A 20,706-nucleotide genomic window follows, 5' to 3' on the forward strand; every position below is an offset into this window, starting at 1 on the left:
CCCTGCCCGGGAACCCGTTCCAGGTCCCGGGCAGGGCCGCGTCTCTTCCTGGTCAGCCAGGAGGAAAATCAGTGAGCACCACCAAGAAATTCACCGCCGCCGTCGTCGGGCTCGGCCTGGTCACGCTGTCCGCGTGCGGGTCCTCGGAGTCCGGCGGCGACGGCTCGGACTCCAGGACGGTCACCCTCGTCAGCCACGACTCGTGGGTCGTGTCCAAGAGCGTGATCGCCGCCTTCGAGAAGCAGTCCGGCTACGAGGTCAGGGTCCTCAAGGACGGGGACGCCGGCCAGGCCGTCAACAAGGCCGTCCTGACCAAGGACAACCCGCAGGGCGACGTCCTCTTCGGCGTCGACAACACCCTGCTCTCCCGCGCGCTCGACAACGGCCTCTTCCAGCCGTACGAGGCGAAGGGCGCCGACATGGTCCTGCCCGAGTACTGGGCCGACCAGGACCAGCACCGTGTCACGCCCGTCGACACCGGCGACATCTGCGTCAACTACGACAAGGCCTACTTCAGCGAGCGCAGGCTGGACCCGCCGAAGACCCTGGACGACCTGGCCGATCCCGCGTACAAGAACCTCCTGGTCACCGAGAACGCCTCCACCTCCTCGCCCGGTCTCGGCTTCCTGCTCGGCACCGCCGCCAAGTACGGCGACGACGGCTGGGCGGACTACTGGAAGAAGCTCAAGGCGAACGGCGTGAAGGTCGTCGACGGCTGGGAGCAGGCGTACAACGAGGAGTTCTCGGGTTCCGCGAGCGGCAGGAAGGCCGGCGGCGACCGGCCGTTGGTGGTGTCCTACGCCTCCTCGCCGCCCGCCGAGGTCCTCTTCGCCGACCCGAAGCCGAAGACCGCCCCGACCGGCGTGGCCATGGGCACCTGCTTCCGCCAGGTCGAGTACGCCGGGCTGCTCAGCAACGCGAAGAACCCCGAGGGCGGCAAGGCGCTCCTCGACTTCATGCTCACCAAGCAGTTCCAGGACGACCTGCCGCTGAACATGTTCGTCTACCCGGTGCGGGAGGCCGCCCAGGTGCCCCAGGAGTTCGTGGAGTTCGGCCCGCAGGCCGAGGATCCCCAGACCATGGACCCGGCGAAGATCGCCGAAAACCGTGACGAGTGGGTCAAGGCGTGGACGTCGCTGGTACTGAAGTAGGCCGCGAGGCACGGGCCGGCACGGCTTCCAGGGCGCGCGGGAACGCGGCGCGGCTCGGGCTTCTCGCCCTGCCCGTCGCGTTCTTCGCGGTCTTCTTCGCCTACCCCGTCGCCGCGATCGTCGGCCGCGGGCTGAAGGCCGACGGGACCTGGCGGTTCGGGCGGCTCGCCGACGTGCTCACCCAGTCCGACATCCGGCACGTCCTGTGGTTCACCACCTGGCAGGCGCTCGCCTCGACCGCGCTGACGCTGCTGATCGCGCTGCCGGGCGCCTATGTGTTCGCCCGCCTCGACTTCCCCGGCAAGCAGGTGCTGCGGGCGGTCGTGACGGTGCCGTTCGTGTTGCCGACTGTCGTGGTCGGAACGGCCTTCCTGGCACTGGTCGGACGCGGCGGGTTGCTGGACGACCTGTGGGGCGTACGGCTGGACACCACGGTGTGGGCGATCCTGCTCGCGCACGTCTTCTTCAACTACGCGGTCGTCGTACGGACGGTCGGCGGGCTCTGGGCGCAGCTCGACCCCCGCCAGGAGGAGGCCGCGCGGATGCTCGGGGCCTCACGCCTGGGCGCCTGGCGGAGCGTCACCCTGCCCGCGCTGGGGCCGGCCGTGGCCGCCGCCGCGCTGATGGTGTTCCTGTTCACCTTCACCTCCTTCGGTGTGGTGCAGATCCTCGGCGGGCCCACCTTCTCCACTCTCGAAGTCGAGATCTACCGGCAGACCACGGAGGTCTTCGACCTCGCCACCGCCGCCGTGCTGACCATGGTCCAGTTCGCGGCGGTGGGCGCGGTGCTCGCCGTGCACGCCTGGACCGTACGGCGCCGGGAGACCGCCCTGCGGCTGGTGGACGCGTCCGTGACCGCGCGCCGGCCGCGCGGGGCCGGGCAGTGGGCTCTGCTCGCCGGTGTCCTGGCCGTCGTCGCCCTGCTGATCCTGCTGCCGCTGGCCGTGCTGGTGCAGCGCTCGCTCGATGCCCCCGGCTTCGGCTACTACCGGGCGCTGACCAGCGAGGACGGCGGCACCTTCCTCGTCCCGCCGATCGACGCGATCGGCAACTCGCTGTCGTACGCGGTCGTCGCCACCGCGATCGCCGTGCTGGTCGGCGGGCTCGCCGCGGTGGCGCTGACCCGGCGCGACGCGGGGCGGTTCGTGCGCGGGTTCGACGCGCTGCTGATGCTGCCGCTGGGCGTGTCCGCGGTGACGGTCGGGTTCGGGTTCCTGATCGCCCTCGACGAGCCGCCGCTGAACCTGCGAGCCTCGTGGATCCTGGTGCCGCTGGCGCAGGCGCTGGTCGGGGTGCCGTTCGTCGTGCGGACCATGCTGCCGGTGCTGCGGGCGGTCGACGTACGGCTGCGTGAGGCGGCGGCGGTGCTCGGGGCGTCGCCGTGGCGGGCCTGGCGTGAGGTGGATCTGCCGATGGTGCGGCGGGCGCTGCTGGTCGCGGCCGGATTCGCCTTCGCGGTGTCGCTGGGGGAGTTCGGGGCGACGGTGTTCATCGCACGTCCGGACAACCCGACCCTGCCGGTCGCCGTGGCGCGGCTGCTGGGACGACCCGGCGACCTCAACTACGGCCAGGCCATGGCCCTTTCGACGATTCTGATGGTGGTGTGCGCGGCGGCGCTGCTGGTGCTGGAGCGGCTGCGGACCGACCGGACGGGGGAGTTCTGATGCTGCTCGGCCTGGAGAACGCGACCGTGCGGTTCGGTGGGCGGCCGGTACTCGACGACGTCGACCTGGAGGTCGCCGAGCACGAGGTGGTGTGCGTGCTCGGGCCCAGTGGCAGCGGCAAGTCGACGCTGTTGCGGGCCGTCGCAGGGCTGCAACAGCTGGACGCCGGGCGGGTACTGCTCGACGGCCGCGACCAGTCCCGTGTGCCCGCGCATCAGCGGGGCGTCGGGCTGATGTTCCAGGACCACCAGCTGTTCCCCCAGCGGGACGTGGGCGGCAACGTGGCCTTCGGGCTGCGGATGCGCGGGGCGCCGAAGGCACAGCGACAGGCGCGGGTGACGGAGTTGCTGGAGCTGGTCGGGCTGCCGGGTGCCGCGCGCCGGGCGGTCGCCGCGCTGTCCGGCGGCGAGCAGCAGCGCGTGGCGCTGGCCCGGGCGCTGGCGCCCAGGCCCCGGCTGCTGATGCTGGACGAGCCGCTCGGCCAGCTGGACCGGTCGCTGCGGGAACGGCTCGTCGTGGAACTGCGCGAACTGTTCGGCCGGTTGGGGACGACGGTGCTCGCGGTGACCCATGACCAGGGGGAGGCCTTCGCGCTGGCCGACCGGGTGGTGGTGATGCGGGACGGGCGCATCGCCCAGTCCGGTACGCCGCTTCAGGTGTGGCAGCGGCCCGCGGACGAGTTCGTGGCGCGCTTCCTGGGCTTCGAGAACGTCACCGAAGCGACGGTGAGCGCGCAGGCCGCGGACACGGTGTGGGGGAAGCTGCCGGTGCCGGAGGGCGCGGCGCAGGGGGCGCGGACGGTGCTCGTACGGCCCGCCGGTGTGCGTCTGGTCGCCCCGGACGCCGGGCTGCGGTGCACGGTGGCCGCGCGGACGTTCAAGGGCACCCATGTCGCCGTACATCTGCAACCGGTGGACGGGGAACCGCGGTTGGAGGCGGCGTGTGCGCTGCGGGACGCGCCCGAGGTGGGGGGGACCGTGGGCGTCGCGTTCGACGCGGCGGAAATCGTGGTGCTGGGCCGATCCGAGGGATCGTAGGGTGCGGGCATGACGTGGAGGTCCCCGAGGACCAGGTGCCGGGCGGTGCGGGGCCCGCGGCCCGCGGGGACGCGGCCGCGCTGGACGCCTGGCTGGCCGAGACCGGCGAGATGGTCGTGGGCACGCTGCGGGAGGCGGGCCCGGACGCCGCGGTATGGGGGTGGGCCGGCGTGCCCGGCGCCGGGTTCGGGGCCCGGCGGATGACTCACGAGATCACCGTCCACCAGGCCGACGCCGCACTGGCCGCCGGGCTGTCGTACGAGGTGGCGCCCAAGGTGGCCGCGGACGCGATCGACGAGTGGCTGCAGATCGTGGAGTTCGCGCAGCGGACGATGCCGAAGGAGGCGGCGCGGGAGCTGCGCGGCGCCGGGAGGAGCATCCATCTGCACGCCACGGACGCCGGCCCGGAGCTGAACGCCGAGTGGCTGGTCGAGCTGACCGAGGAGGGATTGGTCTGGCGGCGCGGGCACGAGAAGGCGACGGTGGCGCTGCGCGGACCGCTCACCTCGGTGCTGCTGGCGTTCTACCGGCGGCTGCCGCTGGACAGTGCGGAGGTGGAGGTGCTGGGGGAGCGGGAGTTGCTGGAGTTCTGGCTGGAGCGGGCGACGTTCGACTGAGGGCCTGAGGGCCTGAGGGCCTGAGGGTCTGAGGGGGCTGAGGGGTCTGAAGGCTTGAGGGATCTGAGGGACCCGAGGTATCCCGCGGGGCGTCCGGCGGATCCCCCCCCCGGCGCCATGACCGCTCGTACGGCGGATGGCCCGCCCCCTGCGAAGGGGACGGGCCATCGTCGTTCACACCGTGCGCGAGGGATCAGCGGTCGCTGTTCGCCCCACGGCGGCGCATGCCGAGGAAGACCGCGCCGCCACCCACGACGACCAGGGCCGCCGCGATGCCGGCGATCATGCCGGTGCTGGAGTTGGCGCCGGTCTCGGCGAGGTTGGAGTCACCGACCGCGGGGGACGGCGCGTTGCTCGGGGCGTCCGCGGGCGGGGTGCTGTCGTCCTCGGAGGGCGTCGGGGCGGGGCTGTCGGACTCGGCCGGGGTCGAGGGGGTGTCCGAGGGCTCCGATGCCGTCTCCGACGGCGTCGGCTCCGGGGTGTCCTCGGTGGTGCAGGCCGTGGCCGGGGTGACCAGGTCGGGCTTGATGTCCTCGTCGACCTGGTTGCCGGCCTTGACGTGGACGCGGTACGTCGCGTTCGGCTTCCAGTCCTCGGCGAAGGTGATCGTGACGCCCTCGCGCGAGCCCTTGACCTCCTGGGAGCCGACGAGCCGCTCGTCGGCGCCCTTGTTCTCCAGGTAGACCGACACGGTCGCCGGGGTCCCCGACGGGTCCTTGTCGGTGACCGTGATGACGCCCTTGGTGCCCTCGCACTCCGCCGCGGCGGAGAACTCACTGATGTTGCAGGCGAGCGCGTTGCCCGCGACACCGAGCGCGAGCGCGGCCGAGGCGGCGGTGACACCGAGGATGCGCACGGAACGGCGTGCGTTACGGCGATTTATGGACACGTTTGTCCTTCATGGGATGCGCAAATTGCGGGGGGCTGAGGGGGAGATGAGGCGCCAGCACCGGCCGGGCCCACCACCCCCACGAGGCTCACAGGTTTATAAGCGCTCCATAAGCAGTGTCAATCCGTCGGGGCTTCCCGGCGGTTGCCTTTGCCCTCTTATTAACTGCCCAGACGTTTCAACGCGGCCGGAGCCTCCTCGATCCGGTCGACCAGCGCGATGCGTGCCTCCATCGACCGCTCCCGGGCCAGCGACCGCAGCAGCGGCCAGGTGGGGAGCCGCTCCGTCCAGTGCTCACGGTCCACCAGAACCATGGGGGTGGGTTCGCCGCGGGACTCGTAGTAGTTCGGCGTCGCGTTGTCGAATATCTCCTGAACGGTTCCGGCGGCGCCCGGCAGGAACACCACGCCCGCGGTGCAGCGGGCCAGCAGGCCGTCCTCGCGGGTGGCGTTGGCGAAGTACTTGGCGATGTGCGCGGCGAAGGCGTTCGGCGGCTCGTGGCCGTAGAACCAGGTCGGGATGCCGACCGAGGGCCCGCCGTCCGGCCAGCGCTCCCGCACCTCGAAGGCGGCACGGGCCCAGTCGGTGATCGAAGGGACGAACTTCGGCGTCTTCGCGAGGAGTTGCAGCGCCTGGTCCAGCATCCCGTCGGAGTGCGGGGCGGCGTAGGCGCCGAGGTTCGCCGCCTCCATCGCGCCGGGGCCACCGCCGGTGGCGACGGTGAACCCGGCGCGCGCCAGCTCACGACCCAGGCGCGCGGCACCGGCGTACGCCTCCGAGCCGCGCGCCATCGCGTGCCCACCCATGACCCCCGCCACCCGGGCGCCGAAGAGGAGTTCGTCCAGCGCGTCGGAGACGGCGTCGTCGTGCACGGCGCGGAGCATCGACGCGAAGACGTCGCCGTCGGCCTTCGTCCGCTGGAACCAGGCGTAGGACAGCGCGTCCGGAGTGCCCTCGTAGCCCTCCGCCAGGCCCTCGAACAGCTCGTCGGGCGTGTAGACGAAGCCGCGGTACGGGTCGAAGGGCAGGTCGGGTATGGGCGGGAAGACCAGGGCGCCGGCGGCGGCCACCCGGGTGGCCGCGGCGTCGGTCATGGCGCAGCCGAGGAAGACGGCGCCGGTGACGTCGACGGAGAGCAGCGCGTCCGTACGGTCCGTCAGGTCGACGGCCTGGATCCGGAATCTGGCCAGCGTGCCCTGGGCGGCGAGGACCTCGTCGAACTCGGCGAGGGACTCGATCTCGCGGTCGTGGGAGGCGGTGTGGGGGGCGTGGGCGGGTGGTGTCGGGTGCACCCGCCCATGCTAGGCGCGCGTGTCGCTCAGCCCTCGACGGCCGCCGGGTCCATCCACACGACCTCCCAGGTGTGCCCGTCCAGGTCGTCGAAGGCACGGCCGTACATGAAGCCGTGGTCCTGGGTCTCGCCGGTGGCGGAGCCGCCGGCCGCGATCGCGTTGTCCACCAGCTCGTCGACCTTCTCGCGGCTCTCCGCGCTCAGGCACAGCAGCACCTGACTGGACTTCGTCGCGTCCACGATCTCCTTCTTCGTGAACCCGCCGTACTTCTGCTTCGTGAGCAGCATGGCCACGATCGTGTCGCTGATCACGACCGAGGCGGCGGACTCGTCGCTGAACTGCTCGTTGATCGAGTAGCCGAGCTGCGTGAAGAACTTCTTCGAGGCGTCGAGGTCGTTCACGGGCAGGTTCACGAAGATCATCTGCTGGTACATCTCTGGTCTCTCCCGTCGGTGTTGTGCCGTTCGGTGGGATAGACCGGGGGCCGGTGCGGAACTCATCGCCGGCCGGAGTTTTTTTCGCACGGACTTTTCAGCGGGTCAGCGGCTGCGCCGCGAGGGCGGCGACGACCAGGGTCAGCGGCGCGAACAGGGTGACCAGGGCGGCGGCGCGCAGCGTGGCGGCGGCCCGCAGCATGGCCGTGGGGGCGCCGAGGCGGAGCAGGGCGGCCGTCGTGTCGGCGCGGGCGTGCTTGGCCTCCACGGCGGCCGTGAGCAGGGTGGCCAGGGTGCATCCGGCCACGAGGAGCGCGCCGAGGGTGGTGAGGGGGCCGAAGGTGGGTCCGTCCGGGTTCTGCAGGGCGGCCATGGCGTAGGCGGCCGACGCGACCGCGCAGACGATGCCCAGGGGGCGGCCGATGCGGGAGGACTCCTCCATCAGGACGCGGCCCGCGAGCAGGCGCAGCGCGCCGGGGCGGACGGTCTGGAGGAAGTGGCCGCAGGCATGGGTGAGCCCGGGGCCGGCCAGGGCGAGGCCGACGGCGGTGAGGAGCCAGCCGAGGAGGACGCCCACGGGCCCGCTGGTGAGGCCGCCGGGCATGTCGGTGGTGGCGGTGGTGTGGCCGGCGTAGGCCTCCACGGCGAGGCCGGCGGCGAGGGTCGAGATGCCCCACGGGAGGGCCGCGGTGGGGTTGGGGCGCCTGCCCTGGGGCTCGAAGGCGACGGGCACCCGGCCCAGGGGGTCCGCCGGGGTGTCCGGTGCCTGCGGGGCGTCGCCGTTGCGCGGCACGGGTGCCACCCCGGCCGTGCGGAGGGCCGGCTGCTCGGCGGCCACCGCGGTGGTTGCCCCCGCCGTGTCCGCCGGGACACCGTCCGCCCGCTGCGCGTCGTTGCCCGCGCCGCGCCGCAGACGGGCGCCGAAACGGCCGTACGCCCCGAACGTCTCCCGCATCGCCCCGGTCCCGTACGCCCCGAAGCGGCCGAACGCCGTGCGCGTGCCGCCCGACTGAGCCGGGCGGGCCTCGCGCGGGCGCAGGACCAGGGCCACCGACAGGGACGCGGCGGCCGGGACCAGACAGAGCAGGGTCAGGGCGCCGGCCACCGGGAGGGACCGGTCCGCCGCCAGGAACTGGGCTCCCGCTCCGTCGAAGGGCATGCCCGTGATGGTGCCGCGCAGGTGCAGGAAGAAGAGCAGGGCCAGCATCGAGCCCAGGGCCGTGGACAGGGCCGTCGTCGTGGCCGAGATGGTCATCAGGCGGGCCGGGCCCAGGCCGATCGCCGACAGACCCGGGCGCGGGCGGGTGCCGGGGTCGGTGCGGGCCACGGCGACGGCGAACTGGACCGTGGCGGCCAGCGGGACCGTGCACCAGGCCAGGCGGAGCACGGCTGCGGGGGGATCGTCCGGGTGGCCGAGCGCGTAGCCGAGGGTGCACAGCAGGAGGAAGCCCGTGCCGGCCGACGCCGCCGCGACGAGGAGCCGGCGCAGCTGGACCGCCGGACGGGCGCTGCGGGTCAGACGGAGAGCGAGCACGCGGCCCGGCCTTCCGTCTCGGCGACCGGCGGCAGCTGCAGGGTGGTGACGCACCGCCCGTCCAGCAGGGAGACCGTACGGTCGGCGAGGGCCGCGGTCGTCGGGTCGTGGGTGGCCAGGACCACGGTGATGCCGTGTGAGCGGGCCGCCGTGGTGAGGGTGCGCAGCACGTGCCCGCGGTCGGCGTGGTGCAGCGGCGCGGTGGGCTCGTCGGCGAACAGGACCGTCGGCGCGGGAGCCAGCGCACGGGCGATGCACACCCGCTGCCGCTCCGCCTGACGCAGTGCGTGCGGGCGCTTGCGGGCGCAGTCACCGACGTCGAGGCGGTCCAGCCACTCCCGCGCCACCGTCTTGGCACGCCGCCGGCTGGTGCCGCGCAGCATCAGCGGGAGCGCGGCGTTCTCCCAGACGTTCAGTTCCGGTACGAGGACGGGGGCGGGGTCGATCCAGCCGAACCGGTCGCGGCGCAGCCGCTCGCGGGCGACGGGGCCCATGGTGTGCACGGGCACGCTGTTGAACCAGACCTCGCCGCCCTTGGGGCGCAGCAGGCCCGACAGGCAGGCCAGGAGTGTGCTCTTGCCGCTGCCGCGCGGGCCGGTGACGGCGAGGATCTCCGCCTCCTGGATGCCCAGCGAGACGCCGCTGAGCGCAGGAGTGCCGTCGGGGTGCTGGAAGTGCAGGGCGCGTGCCCAGAGGACGTCGTTGTCCGGCGGAGCCACCATGGGCGTACACCTCAGTTCTGATCCGTATGTGCCGTGCCGGGTCCCTCGTGCGGGGGAACGAAGGCTGGGCCGATCGGTCACTGGGCACGCTAGGCAGCGGCCACCGGGCTCCCGGACAGCACACGGCCCCGGGCCGCCGTTCTCACTCGAACGGACGGCGCCGGGGCCGTCGACGATCATCCCGAAGGAAGATCACCGCGTCAGCTGATCACAGCTTCGTCCACGCCTCCGTCAGGGTGGCCCGCAGGATCTGTTCGATCTCGTCGAAGGTCTCCTGGTTGGAGATCAGCGGCGGCGCGAGCTGGATGACCGGGTCGCCGCGGTCGTCGGCACGGCAGTACAGGCCGTTGTCGAACAGGGCCTTGGACAGGAAGCCGTACAGGACCCGCTCGGTCTCCTCGTCGTCGAAGGACTCCTTCGTCGCCTTGTCCTTCACCAGCTCGATGCCGTAGAAGAAGCCGTTGCCGCGGACGTCGCCGACGATCGGCAGGTCGTGCAGCTTCTGCAGGGTCTGCAGGAAGGCGCCCTCGTTGTCCAGCACGTGCTGGGTGAGGTTCTCGCGCTCGAAGAGGTCGAGGTTGGCGATGCCCACGGCCGCGGAGACCGGGTGGCCGCCGAACGTGTAGCCGTGCAGGAAGGTGTTGTCGCCCTTGTAGAACGGCTCGGCGAGCCGGTCGGAGACGATGCACGCGCCGATCGGGGAGTAGCCCGATGTCATGCCCTTGGCGCAGGTGATCATGTCCGGTACGTAGCCGAACTTGTCGCAGGCGAACATCGTGCCGAGCCGGCCGAAGGCGCAGATGACCTCGTCCGACACGAGCAGCACGTCGTACTGGTCGCAGATCTCGCGCACGCGCTGGAAGTAGCCGGGCGGCGGCGGGAAGCAGCCACCGGCGTTCTGCACCGGCTCCAGGAAGACGGCGGCGACCGTCTCCGGGCCCTCGAAGAGGATCTGCTGCTCGATCTGGTCGGCGGCCCAGCGGCCGAAGGCCTCGGGGTCGTCGCCGTGGATCGGGGCGCGGTAGATGTTGGTGTTCGGCACCTTGTGCGCGCCCGGGACGAGCGGCTCGAAGGGGGCCTTCAGGGCGGGCAGGCCGGTGATGGACAGGGCGCCCTGCGGGGTGCCGTGGTAGGCGACCGCGCGGGAGATGACCTTGTACTTGGTCGGCTTGCCCTGCAGCTTGAAGTACTGCTTGGCGAGCTTCCAGGCGGTCTCGACGGCCTCGCCGCCGCCGGTGGTGAAGAAGACCTTGTTGAGATCGCCCGGGGCGTGGTCGGCGAGGCGCTCGGCCAGCTCGACGGCCTTGGGGTGGGCGTAGGACCAGACGGGGAAGAACGCCAGCTCCTGGGCCTGCTTGAACGCGGTCTCGGCCAGCTCGACGCGGCCGTGACCGGCCTGGACCACGAACAGACCCGCCAGACCGTCGAGGTAGCGCTTGCCCTTGTCGTCGTAGATGTAGGTGCCCTCGCCGCGCACGATCGTCGGCACGGGCGAGTTCTCGTACGAGGACATCCGGGTGAAGTGCATCCACAGGTGGTCGTACGCGGATTTGCTGAGGTCCTTGGTACTCACGGTTATCGGGTTCCCCACATGTAGGTCTGCTTCTTGAGCTTGAGGTAGACGAAGCTCTCGGTGGAGCGCACGCCGGGCAGCGCCCGGATGCGTTTGTTGATGACGTCCAGCAGGTGGTCGTCGTCCTCGCAGACGATCTCGGCGAGGATGTCGAACGAGCCCGCGGTCATCACCACGTACTCGACTTCCGACATGCCGGTCAGGGCGTCGGCCACGCTCTCCGTGTCGCCCTCGACGTTGACCCCGACCATCGCCTGCCGGCGGAAGCCCACGGTGAGCGGGTCCGTGACGGCGACGATCTGCATCACGCCCTGGTCGAGCAGCTTCTGGACGCGCTGGCGCACGGCCGCCTCGGACAGGCCGACGGCCTTGCCGATGGCGGCGTACGGCCGGCGGCCGTCCTCCTGGAGCTGTTCGATGATCGCGAGGGAGACGGCGTCCAGCTGGGGGGTGCCGTTCCGGGACTCGCGGGAGGACTCACGAAAGGACTCGCGGAGATCCCGCGAGTTCCTCTGGTCTGCGCTTCGACTGGCCACGGCCACACTGTGCACGACGTCTCGACAGTTTCGCAAGGCGGCATCGATGAAATTCGTTGTGTGCGCGTTCGAATCTTGCGGATATCGCAGATCTGGCGCCTCGGGGGGTGTTGAAACCGTGGGACTACCGATTAGGGTGGGTGTCTCAGTGATGGGACACCCGAAACCTGGAGGGCCGGCAGTGAGCACCGAGCTGCGTCGTCTGCGCAACTACATCGACGGAGAGTTCCGGGACGCCGCCGACGGACGGACCACCGAGGTGGTGAATCCGGCGACCGGCGACGCGTACGCCACCGCGCCGCTGTCCGGGCAGGCCGACGTCGACGCCGCGATGGCGGCCGCCGAGGCCGCGTTCCCGGCCTGGCGTGACACGACCCCGGCCGAGCGGCAGAAGGCCCTCCTGAAGATCGCGGACGCGTTCGAGACGCGTGCCGAGGAGCTGATCGCGGCCGAGGTGGAGAACACGGGCAAGCCGACCGGGCTGACCCGCTCCGAGGAGATCCCGCCGATGGTCGACCAGATCCGCTTCTTCGCGGGTGCGGCCCGGATGCTGGAGGGTCGCTCCGCCGGTGAGTACATGGAAGGGCTGACCTCGATCGTCCGCCGTGAGCCGGTCGGCGTCTGCGCGCAGGTCGCGCCGTGGAACTACCCGATGATGATGGCCGTCTGGAAGTTCGCCCCGGCGATCGCGGCGGGCAACACCGTGGTGCTGAAGCCGTCCGACACCACCCCCGCCTCCACCGTGCTCATCGCGGAGATCCTCGGGGAGATCCTCCCCAAGGGCGTCTTCAACGTGATCTGCGGTGACCGTGACACCGGCCGCATGATGGTCGAGCACCCGACTCCGGCGATGGCCTCCATCACCGGCTCGGTGCGCGCCGGAATGTCGGTGGCCGAGTCCGCCGCCAAGGACGTCAAGCGGGTCCACCTGGAGCTGGGCGGCAAGGCGCCTGTCGTGGTCTTCGAGGACACCGACATCGCGAAGGCCGTCGAGGACATCTCCGTGGCGGGCTTCTTCAACGCCGGGCAGGACTGCACGGCGGCCACCCGCGTGCTGGTGCACGAGGCGATCCACGACGAGTTCGTGCAGGCGCTCGCCAAGGCCGCGGCCGAGACCAAGACCGGTGAGCCGGACGACGAGGACGTGCTGTACGGCCCGCTGAACAACCCGAACCAGCTCAAGCAGGTCACCGGCTTCATCGAGCGGCTGCCCGCGCACGCCAAGGTCGAGGCCGGCGGTCACCAGGTCGGCGACAAGGGCTACTTCTACGCCCCGACCGTCGTCTCCGGCCTGAAGCAGGACGACGAGATCGTCCAGAACGAGGTCTTCGGCCCGGTCATCACCGTCCAGTCATTCCGCGACGAGGACCAGGCCGTCGAGTACGCCAACGGCGTCGAGTACGCCCTCGCCTCGTCCGTCTGGACCAAGGACCACGGCCGTGCGATGCGGATGTCGAAGAAGCTCGACTTCGGCTGTGTGTGGATCAACACCCACATCCCGCTGGTCGCCGAGATGCCGCACGGCGGCTTCAAGAAGTCCGGCTACGGCAAGGACCTGTCGGCGTACGGCTTCGACGACTACACGCGGATCAAGCACGTGATGACGTCGCTGGACGCGTAGCGCTCCGCGGCTCCCCGAAGAGCTCGGCCCCGGACGGAGGACGGACCGTCCGGGGCCGAGGTGCGTCATGCGGGTGACCCCGCGCCGGGTCTTCCGGGTCCTGGGCGCCCGGGGAGTCCTGGGAGTCCTCGGTGTCCGGGGTGATCGACAAGGTGTCCGCGCCGCGTGAAGGGGCTTGACGCGGCGTCCTGGCCTCCGCCAGTTACGAGGAGACCGCCGCCCTGGCCGAGAACCCCCTGATCTTCCCGGACACCTCGATGCGCCGACGCCTCGCGATCGCACGCGACATCGCCCCACAGGAGCGGGTGGAGTTCGCGCGGCGGTGGAACGGGATCGTGGGGTTGTGAGGTCGGGGACGCGCGACCCGGGGTGCGAGGTGCGGGGTCTGCGGCGCCAGGGGAGCGGGACGTGAGGTGGGCGGCGCCGGGTGCGGTGGTTCAGGCCGCCGGGCGTACCAGGCCCGTCTCGTAGCGAAAGCCATCAGCGACTCCTGCGGGTGAGGGGCGAGGTCGTCGTGATCATCCTCAAGCGGTACGGCCACCCCCCGGATCGTCGGCGAGGACGATCCCGCCCCTCGTGGAGAACCCCGACAACTTCCCCCGCAGGCAAGGGAGTTGTGGGGGGTCGGCCCTAGGGGAGCTGGTCGACGGGCGGTCGGGCAGCCGTGCGCAGGGTGCACAGCGCGTCGACGCGGTTGGTGGTGATCGAGTCGACGCCCAGGGCGAGGAGGCGGCGCATGGTGCGGCGGGTGTCGGGGGTCCAGACGGACAGCAGGTAGCCGTCCTTGCGGACGCGCTCCGACACGGCACGACTCACCAGTCCGAAGCGGTAGTTGAGCCAGCGCGGGCGTACGGCGTCCAGCAGGGCCGGGCGCGGTGGCGCGAGGGTCGTCCAGGTGAGGGCGATCTCGGCGGCCGGGTCGGCGGCCCGTACCGCGAGCATCGCCGTGGCGCCCGCGCAGTAGTACACGCGGTCCGCCGCCCCGCAGTCCCGTACGACGTCCACGACCCGGCGGGCCGCCCGGACGTCGGGCGTGCCCGGCAGGTCGAGCATGACCCGGTGCCCGTCGGTCGCCGTGAGCGCCTCCGTGAGCGTCGGCACCCGGCCCGCGGTCAGCCCCCGCACCTCGTCCGCCGACAGCGACAGCAGCGGCCGGTCGTGCTCCCACAGCCGCTTCAGCGTCTCGTCGTGCAGCAGTACCGGCACTCCGTCCCGGGTCAGCCGTACGTCGATCTCCACCGCGTCCGCGCCCAGTCGGAGCGCGGAACGCAGGGAGTCGATCGTGTTCTCGCGGAAGTGGTAGGGGGCACCGCGGTGGGCCACGGCGGTCACGTTCGGCATGGAGCCATTGTGGTGGTGGCTCAGCGCGCGAGCCAGGCCGAGGTGTACTCGTCGATCTCGGCCTTGATACGGCCCTTGCCGGCCTCGTCCAGGAACGACGCCTCCACCGCGTTCGTCGCGAGGTCCGCCAGACCGCGCTCGTCGAGGTCGAGGAGGCGGGCGGCGACGGCGTACTCGCCGTTGAGGTCGGTGCCGAACATCGGCGGGTCGTCGGAGTTGATCGTGACCAGGACGCCGGCCCGCGTGAACTCCTTGATGGGGTGCTCCTCGAGGGTGCGGACCGCGCGGGTGGCGATGTTGGAGGTGGGGCACACCTCCAGCGCGATCCGGTGCTCGGCGAGGTGCGCCAGCAGCTTCGGGTCCTGCGCGGAACTGGTGCCGTGCCCGATGCGCTCGGCGCGCAGATGGGTCAGCGCGTCCCACACCGTCTCCGGGCCGGTCGTCTCACCGGCGTGCGGCACGGAGCGCAGACCTGCGGCGATGGCACGGTCGAAGTACGGCTTGAACTGCGGCCGCGGCACGCCGATCTCGGGCCCGCCGAGCCCGAAGGAGACCAGTCCCTCGGGGCGCAGCCGGTCGTCGGTGGCCAGCCGTGTGGTCTCCTCGGCCGCCTCCAGACCCGCCTCGCCGGGGATGTCGAAGCACCAGCGCAGTACGGTCCCGAACTCCGCCTCGGCCGCCTTGCGGGCGTCCTCTATCGCCTCCATGAACGCCTTCTCGTCGATCCCGCGCCGGGTGGAGGAGAAGGGGGTGATGGTCAGCTCGGCGTACCGCACCTGCTGGCGGGCCATGTCCCGGGCCACCTCGTAGGTCAGCAGCCGGACGTCCTCCGGGGTGCGGATCAGGTCGACGACCGACAGGTACACCTCGATGAAGTGGGCGAAGTCCGTGAAGGTGAAGTAGTCGACCAGGGCCTCGGGGTCGGTGGGCACCTTGGAGTCGGGGTGGCGGGCGGCGAGCTCGGCGACGATCCGGGGGGAGGCGGAACCGACGTGGTGCACGTGCAGTTCGGCCTTGGGCAGTCCGGCGATGAAGGCGTGCTGGTCGCGGGCGTCGGCGATGGCGGACTCGGTGGGTCCGGCGGGCACGGGCGCGGTGGCGTGGTCGGTCAAGGTTCCTCCCCGGAACGGCGTCCGGGCCGCGCGCGGCGGCGGGACGCGGGTGATCGGCTGATCGGTGGTCCGGGATCATCGTAGGCCGCGGTCCGAGGGGGAGCGGAAGGGGTTTCCGGGAACGGGGGAGGGCGGCACCCGAGCGGTCACTTCCGGGCCGTAGCATGACGGAACGTTCGACAGAGGGGGTCCCGCGCATGACCGACGACGCGCAGCCGCCGGCCGCGCCGGAGAACAACGCCGGGCACGGTGCCGACGGGACGGGGGCGGCGGCGAGTGGTGTGACGCCTGGTGCTGCCGCGCCGGGTGGTGCCCCTGCCGCCGGTGCTGCGTGGACGCCGCCGCAGTGGCCCGAGGACGCGGCGCCCGAGGCGCCGGACGTCTCGCTGGACGCGGGCGCGATTCCCGAGGTCGGCCAGGAAGCTCCGCCGCGGGTCCCGCTGGACAAGGGGGCCGCCGCGGATCCGCGCGGCCCCGAACCCGACCCCTGGGCGCCTCCGGCGCACCGCACCCCGGCGGGTCCCGGCGAGACCGTCGTCTCGCCGACCGGCCCCGGTGCTCCGGTGCCTCCCTCCATGCACGACCAGCAGACGGTCACGTCCTTCCCGGCCGCGGACGCCTCCCCGCCGTGGGCGGCCCCGACCGCACAGCCCGGCCCCGGTACGCCCTCGGCCGGCGGCCCCGCGTCGTTCCCGCCGCCGAACCCGGCGGCCGGCAACCCGGCGCCCTTCCCGCCGCCGAACCCTGCTGCCGGCAACCCGTTCGCCGCGCCGGGGCCGGGCCCCCATGACCTCCCGCCCCCGCCGATCGCCCCCGACGGCCCCGGCCAGGTCCCGTACGGATATCCGGCGGCCGGCTACGGCTATCCCGCGCCCCCGCAGCAGGTCTACGGCGGCGCCCACACGCACGGCGCCCCGGGTTACTACGGCTGGCCCGGCGGCCAGCCCGAACCCAGCAACGGCATGGGCACCGCCAGTCTGGTCGTCGGCATCGTCGGGGTCGTCGTCTTCTGCCTCTGGCCCGTGGCGATCGTCCTCGGCATCCTGGCCGTGATCTTCGGCGGCCTCGGTCGTGCCAAGGCGAGCCGCGGCGAGGCCACCAATCCCGGCATGGCTTTGGCGGGCATCATCTGCGGCGCCGCGGGCGTGGTCCTGGCGGTCGTGGTGGGCCTCTTGGTGATCCTGGCGCCGTAGCCGCCGCCCCAGGTGCGCCAGGCGGGCACCGGCGGGGGTGCGGTGCCGAGGCTCGGCAGCACAGGGCCTTTCGGGCCGGGTGGTGGTGAAGTAGTGGCGCCGGGTCAGGCAGTGCGGGGCCCTGCGGGCCGGCCTGCCGTGGTGGGACGGCGGCGCGGGTGAAGTAACCCCGGGTCAGGCAGTACCGGGCCCTCCGTGCCGGCCGGGAGCTCTTGGGCCGGAGCCCTCGGCCGGAGGGCGCGGCGGCGCTCCGGGCGGGAAGTCTCCCTCAGGGTGCCGTTGCGCGAGGCCTCCGTCCGGGTGCCCGTGGCGGGAAGTCCCCGTCTGGGCGCCCGCAGGGGAGGCCTCTGCAGCCGCCCTCCTCCTAGACCTGCGCCTGCAACCTCTCCCGCGCCGCCATCAGCGCGAACCCCAGCAGGTTCAGCCCCGGCCACCGCTCCGGATCCGTCGCGGCCTCGTCGTCCGCTGTGAGGCCGATTCCCCAGACCGGGTCGACCGGGCTCGCCTCCACCAGGACCCGCTGACCGGTGCCCAGCAGGAACTCCCGCAGGTCGGCGTGTGCGGCGAACTTGTGGAAGCTGCCCTCGGCGACGATTCCGAACCGCTCGCGCTCCCACACCCCGCCGTCGAAGCCGCGCACCAGTCGCCCCGCCTTCTTCGCCTCGGCGGGATGCCCGGCAGCCAGCACCCGACGCTCCCCCTCCGCGTCCTCGAAGAGCCGCGCCTTGCCGGCCATCATCCAGTGCTCCGCCGTCGCGTACTCCACTCCGTCCACGGTGAAGGGCGACGGCCACCACTGACTCAGACAGCTCGCGCCGACCCGTCCGTCCGCTCGCGGCCGGTGTCCCCAGAAGTGCAGATACTTGAGGTGGGCACCCGCACGGACCTCCCTGACCAGCGCGTCCCGGGAATCGATCACTCCCCTGATGCTCTCCATGCATGGGAGTCTGGCAGGCACCACTGACACTCCGTCCCTCCTTTTCGGCGCCGACTCGACACCTGGTCGACAGATTCCGTCGCTTAACCAAAAGGCAACAACGGAATCACTTGTTGGACGGCCACCCCTCTGTCAGGATCGGCACTCAATTCGAGCTGGAGCTACGCCACCCGCTCCGAGGGACAGCGGGGCGACGGCGGAGGAGAGCGACATGCACAACCCGGGCAAGAGCACCCCGGAACGATTCCCCGCCCAGGACCGTTTCGCCGACGGCGCCCAGTACATCGCGGGCCGCCTGACGAAGGGCACCTCGGGTCGCACGCACGCGGTGGTCGACCCGGCCACCGGCGAGGAGATCTTCACCTACGAACTGGCGGGGCCGGACGACGTGGACGCGGCCGTCGCCGCCGCCCGCGAGGCCTTCCCGGCGTGGGCCGGTGCCACCCCCGGTGAGCGTTCCGACGCCCTGCACCGTTTCGCCGCCGTACTCGCCGAGCGCGCGGAGGACTTCGCCCGCGCCGAGTCCCTGCAGTGCGGCAAACCCCTCAAGCTGACCCGCGAGTTCGACGTGCCGGGCACGGTCGACAACGCCGCGTTCTTCGCCGGCGCCGCCCGGCACCTGACGGGCCAGTCGGCCGGTGAGTACTCCGGCGACCACACCTCGTACGTCCGCCGCGAGCCCATCGGCGTCGTCGGCTCCATCGCGCCCTGGAACTACCCCCTCCAGATGGCCGCGTGGAAGATCCTGCCGGCGATCGCCGCGGGCAACACGATCGTCCTGAAGCCCGCCGAGCTGACCCCGCTCACCTCCCTGCTGTTCGCGCAGGCCGCGACCGACGCCGGTGTCCCGGACGGCGTGATCAACGTCGTCACCGGCACCGGCAAGGAGGCCGGCGAGCACCTCGTGGGCCACCCGGACGTGGTGATGACGTCCTTCACCGGCTCCACCGCCGTCGGCAAGCGCGTCGCCGAGATCGCCACCGCCACCGTCAAGCGGCTCCACCTGGAGCTGGGGGGCAAGGCGCCCTTCCTCGTCTTCGACGACGCCGATCTGGAGGCCGCCGCCAACGGCGCGGTCGCGGGCGCGCTGATCAACACCGGCCAGGACTGCACGGCCGCCACGCGCGCGTATGTGCAGCGGCCGCTCTACGAGGCCTTCGTGGAGCGCACCGCCGCCCTCATGGAGAGCGTCCGGCTCGGCGACCCGTTCGCCGCGGGCACCGACCTCGGGCCGCTGATCTCGCACGTCCAGCGGGACCGCGTCGCCGGTTTCGTCGACCGGGCGCGTGCCTACGCGCGCGTGGTGACCGGTGGAGAGGCCCCCCAGGGCGAGCTGAAGCAGGGTGCCTACTACCGGCCCACGCTCGTCGCGGACGCGCCCCAGGACAGCGAGATCGTGCAGTCCGAGATCTTCGGGCCGGTCCTCGTCGTCCTGCCCTTCGACACCGACGAGGAAGGGATCCGGCTCGCCAACGACACACCGTACGGTCTCGCGGCCTCCGCCTGGAGCCGTGACGTCTACCGTGCGAACCGCGCCACCCGCGAGATCAAGGCCGGGTGCGTGTGGGTGAACGACCACATTCCGATCATCAGCGAGATGCCGCACGGCGGATACAAGCAATCCGGCTTCGGCAAGGACATGTCCACGTACTCGTTCGATGAGTACACGCAGCTCAAGCACGTTATGTTCGATAACACGGCGGTCGTTCGCAAGGACTGGCACCGCACGATCTTCGGGGACCGATAACCACGACAGGCCGCCCGAACCGCGGCCGCCGATCCCGAAAGGGCACCACGCGCATGGAGCAGTACGAGCCCGACCGCCCGTCCGCGGCCCAAGTGGCCGCCATGCGGCGCAGCCTCCGCAGCGGCAGGGCCTCCCTCTCCCGCCGTTCGCTGCTGCGCGCCTCCACCGGCGGCGCGCTCGCGGTCGGCGGGCTGGGAGCGCTGAGCGCCTGCGGCATCCCGCCCGCGGCACAGAACGCCGGAGTGTCGTCCGAGGACCACTCGGCGAAGGAGAAGACCGTCAGCTTCTCCAACTGGACCGAGTACATGGACGTCGACGAGAGCGGCAAGCGCCATCCGACGCTCGACGAGTTCAAGAAGCGCACCGGCGTCACCGTCAAGTACACCGAGGACATCAACGACAACGTCGAGTTCTTCGGCAAGATCAAGCCGCAGCTGGCGGCCGGTCAGGCCACCGGCCGCGACCTGATCTGCGTGACCGACTGGCTCGCCGCGCGCCTCATCCGCTTCGGCTGGGTCCAGAAGCTGGACGCGTCCAACCTGCCCACCGCGTACGCCAATCTCTCCCAGCAGTTCCGCAGCCCCGACTGGGACCCGGGACGGGCGTACTCCTACCCCTGGACCGGAATCTCCACGGTCATCGCCTACAACAAGAAGGCGCTGGACGGGGTCGAGGTCACCTCCGTGTCCGACCTGCTCGACAATCCCAAGCTCAAGGGCCGCGTCGGCTTCCTGTCCGAGATGCGCGACAGCGTCGGCATGACGCTGCTGGACATGGGCAAGGATCCGGGCAGGTTCAGCGACGACGACTTCGACGCGGCGATCGCCCGGATGCAGAAGGCCGTCGACCGGGGCCAGATCCGCCGGTTCACGGGCAACGACTACACCTCGGACCTCAGCAAGGGCGACTTGGCGGCATGCGTCGCCTGGGCCGGCGACGTCGTACAGCTCAAGGCGGACAGCCCGGACGTCGACTTCGTCATACCCGACAGCGGCTACATGACCTCCACGGACAACCTCCTGGTGCCCAACAAGGCCCGCCACAAGACCAACGCCGAGCGGCTCATCGACTTCTACTACGAGCCCGGACCGGCCGCACAGCTCGCCGCGTACATCAACTACGTGTGCCCGGTCGACGGGGTGAAGGCGGAGCTCGCCAAGATCGACCAGGACGCGGCGAACAACCCGCTGATCATTCCCGACAAGGACATGGCCGCGAAGTCTCGCGCCTTCCGCTCCCTGAGCGCGAAGGAAGAGACGGCCTACGAAGAGAAGTTCGCGAAGCTCACAGGGGCGTGACGACGACG

General features: G+C 71.6%; 16 protein-coding genes and 3 pseudogenes. 9 read left to right on the top strand and 10 right to left on the bottom strand.

All coding sequences use genetic code 11. The features are described from left to right. The first annotated feature begins 71 nt into the window (after positions 1-71). The 4 genes and pseudogenes from AB0O67_RS06850 to AB0O67_RS06865 all read left to right on the top strand — a co-directional run. The gene (locus AB0O67_RS06850) at positions 72-1,151 is read left to right on the top strand and encodes a thiamine ABC transporter substrate-binding protein (RefSeq protein WP_365446947.1); all 1,080 of its coding nucleotides are present in this window, start codon (positions 72-74) and stop codon (positions 1,149-1,151) included. Then, entirely contained in the window at positions 1,127-2,815 is a 1,689-nt protein-coding gene (locus AB0O67_RS06855) for an iron ABC transporter permease (RefSeq protein WP_365446949.1), read from the top strand. Before AB0O67_RS06850 ends, AB0O67_RS06855 begins: the two co-directional genes overlap by 25 nt. Continuing rightward, positions 2,815-3,852 carry an ABC transporter ATP-binding protein gene (locus tag AB0O67_RS06860; protein WP_365446951.1) on the top strand — a complete coding sequence of 346 codons (1,038 nt, stop codon included), beginning with the start codon at positions 2,815-2,817 and terminating at the stop codon, positions 3,850-3,852. The genes AB0O67_RS06855 and AB0O67_RS06860 overlap by 1 nt, the downstream gene beginning before the upstream one ends. Positions 3,853-3,863: 11 nt before the next feature. Continuing rightward, a pseudogene (locus tag AB0O67_RS06865) lies at positions 3,864-4,469 on the top strand (maleylpyruvate isomerase N-terminal domain-containing protein); the annotation flags it as partial. A gap of 193 nt (positions 4,470-4,662) precedes the next feature. Here AB0O67_RS06865 and AB0O67_RS06870 read toward each other — a convergent pair. From AB0O67_RS06870 to AB0O67_RS06900, 7 genes are all read right to left on the bottom strand, one after another. Further along, entirely contained in the window at positions 4,663-5,358 is a 696-nt protein-coding gene (locus AB0O67_RS06870; RefSeq protein ID WP_365446953.1) for an LAETG motif-containing sortase-dependent surface protein, read from the bottom strand. A 161-nt stretch (positions 5,359-5,519) separates the two neighbouring features. Further along, positions 5,520-6,650 (bottom strand): Rossmann fold nucleotide-binding protein, encoded by a 1,131-nt coding sequence (locus AB0O67_RS06875; protein ID WP_365446955.1) that lies wholly within the window; start codon positions 6,648-6,650, stop codon positions 5,520-5,522. Positions 6,651-6,676: 26 nt separating this feature from the next. Further along, on the bottom strand, positions 6,677-7,084 hold the full coding sequence (locus tag AB0O67_RS06880; protein ID WP_365446957.1) for a VOC family protein: 408 nt from the start codon (positions 7,082-7,084) through the stop codon (positions 6,677-6,679). A gap of 97 nt (positions 7,085-7,181) precedes the next feature. Then, positions 7,182-8,618 (bottom strand): hypothetical protein, encoded by a 1,437-nt coding sequence (locus AB0O67_RS06885; protein ID WP_365446959.1) that lies wholly within the window; start codon positions 8,616-8,618, stop codon positions 7,182-7,184. Continuing rightward, on the bottom strand, positions 8,600-9,340 hold the full coding sequence (locus AB0O67_RS06890; RefSeq protein ID WP_365446961.1) for an ATP-binding cassette domain-containing protein: 741 nt from the start codon (positions 9,338-9,340) through the stop codon (positions 8,600-8,602). The genes AB0O67_RS06885 and AB0O67_RS06890 overlap by 19 nt, the downstream gene beginning before the upstream one ends. A gap of 208 nt (positions 9,341-9,548) precedes the next feature. Beyond that, on the bottom strand, positions 9,549-10,931 hold the full coding sequence (locus AB0O67_RS06895) for an aspartate aminotransferase family protein (protein WP_365446963.1): 1,383 nt from the start codon (positions 10,929-10,931) through the stop codon (positions 9,549-9,551). Next, positions 10,916-11,464 carry an Lrp/AsnC family transcriptional regulator gene (locus AB0O67_RS06900; RefSeq protein WP_365446965.1) on the bottom strand — a complete coding sequence of 183 codons (549 nt, stop codon included), beginning with the start codon at positions 11,462-11,464 and terminating at the stop codon, positions 10,916-10,918. The genes AB0O67_RS06895 and AB0O67_RS06900 overlap by 16 nt, the downstream gene beginning before the upstream one ends. 166 nt (positions 11,465-11,630) lie before the next feature. Between AB0O67_RS06900 and AB0O67_RS06905 the strand changes: the two genes are divergently transcribed. Beyond that, positions 11,631-13,070: a gamma-aminobutyraldehyde dehydrogenase gene (locus AB0O67_RS06905; RefSeq protein WP_365446967.1), complete on the top strand. Its 1,440-nt coding sequence runs from the start codon at positions 11,631-11,633 to the stop codon at positions 13,068-13,070. A gap of 173 nt (positions 13,071-13,243) precedes the next feature. Then, a pseudogene (locus AB0O67_RS06910) lies at positions 13,244-13,417 on the top strand (spermidine/putrescine ABC transporter substrate-binding protein); the annotation flags it as partial. Positions 13,418-13,700: 283 nt separating this feature from the next. On the opposite strand, the gene AB0O67_RS06915 reads toward AB0O67_RS06910, so the two are convergent. Beyond that, positions 13,701-14,411, bottom strand: coding sequence for a glycerophosphodiester phosphodiesterase (locus tag AB0O67_RS06915; protein ID WP_365446969.1), 711 nt, complete (start codon positions 14,409-14,411; stop codon positions 13,701-13,703). Between the two features lie 20 nt (positions 14,412-14,431). Beyond that, positions 14,432-15,609: pseudogene (locus AB0O67_RS06920) on the bottom strand (adenosine deaminase); the annotation flags it as partial. A gap of 111 nt (positions 15,610-15,720) precedes the next feature. On the opposite strand from AB0O67_RS06920, the gene AB0O67_RS06925 reads away from it, so the two are divergent. Next, complete coding sequence (locus AB0O67_RS06925) at positions 15,721-16,716, top strand: DUF4190 domain-containing protein (RefSeq protein WP_365446971.1); 996 nt, start codon at positions 15,721-15,723, stop codon at positions 16,714-16,716. A 364-nt stretch (positions 16,717-17,080) separates the two neighbouring features. Here the strand turns inward: AB0O67_RS06925 and AB0O67_RS06930 are convergent, their stop codons facing one another. Beyond that, the gene (locus AB0O67_RS06930) at positions 17,081-17,653 is read right to left on the bottom strand and encodes an NADAR family protein (protein ID WP_365446973.1); all 573 of its coding nucleotides are present in this window, start codon (positions 17,651-17,653) and stop codon (positions 17,081-17,083) included. Positions 17,654-17,864: 211 nt separating this feature from the next. On the opposite strand from AB0O67_RS06930, the gene AB0O67_RS06935 reads away from it, so the two are divergent. Both AB0O67_RS06935 and AB0O67_RS06940 read left to right on the top strand, forming a co-directional pair. Further along, complete coding sequence (locus AB0O67_RS06935) at positions 17,865-19,400, top strand: gamma-aminobutyraldehyde dehydrogenase (protein WP_365446975.1); 1,536 nt, start codon at positions 17,865-17,867, stop codon at positions 19,398-19,400. 53 nt (positions 19,401-19,453) lie between these two features. Continuing rightward, entirely contained in the window at positions 19,454-20,698 is a 1,245-nt protein-coding gene (locus tag AB0O67_RS06940; RefSeq protein ID WP_365446977.1) for a spermidine/putrescine ABC transporter substrate-binding protein, read from the top strand. Positions 20,699-20,706: the final 8 nt, after the last annotated feature.

Origin of the sequence: Streptomyces sp. NPDC086077, assembly GCF_040686175.1 — a bacterium.
Taxonomy (GTDB): Bacteria; Actinomycetota; Actinomycetes; order Streptomycetales; family Streptomycetaceae; genus Streptomyces.

What these genes read in the sequence shown, in the direction of transcription:
- AB0O67_RS06860 (WP_365446951.1), top strand. Translation starts at nt 2,815, where the DNA reads ATGCTGCTCGGCCTGGAGAACGCGACCGTGCGGTTCGGTGGGCGGCCG.
- AB0O67_RS06880 (WP_365446957.1), bottom strand. Translation starts at nt 7,084, where the DNA reads ATGTACCAGCAGATGATCTTCGTGAACCTGCCCGTGAACGACCTCGAC.
- AB0O67_RS06890 (WP_365446961.1), bottom strand. Translation starts at nt 9,340, where the DNA reads ATGGTGGCTCCGCCGGACAACGACGTCCTCTGGGCACGCGCCCTGCAC.
- AB0O67_RS06915 (WP_365446969.1), bottom strand. Translation starts at nt 14,411, where the DNA reads ATGCCGAACGTGACCGCCGTGGCCCACCGCGGTGCCCCCTACCACTTC.
- AB0O67_RS06925 (WP_365446971.1), top strand. Translation starts at nt 15,721, where the DNA reads ATGACCGACGACGCGCAGCCGCCGGCCGCGCCGGAGAACAACGCCGGG.
- AB0O67_RS06930 (WP_365446973.1), bottom strand. Translation starts at nt 17,653, where the DNA reads ATGGAGAGCATCAGGGGAGTGATCGATTCCCGGGACGCGCTGGTCAGG.
- AB0O67_RS06935 (WP_365446975.1), top strand. Translation starts at nt 17,865, where the DNA reads ATGCACAACCCGGGCAAGAGCACCCCGGAACGATTCCCCGCCCAGGAC.
- AB0O67_RS06940 (WP_365446977.1), top strand. Translation starts at nt 19,454, where the DNA reads ATGGAGCAGTACGAGCCCGACCGCCCGTCCGCGGCCCAAGTGGCCGCC.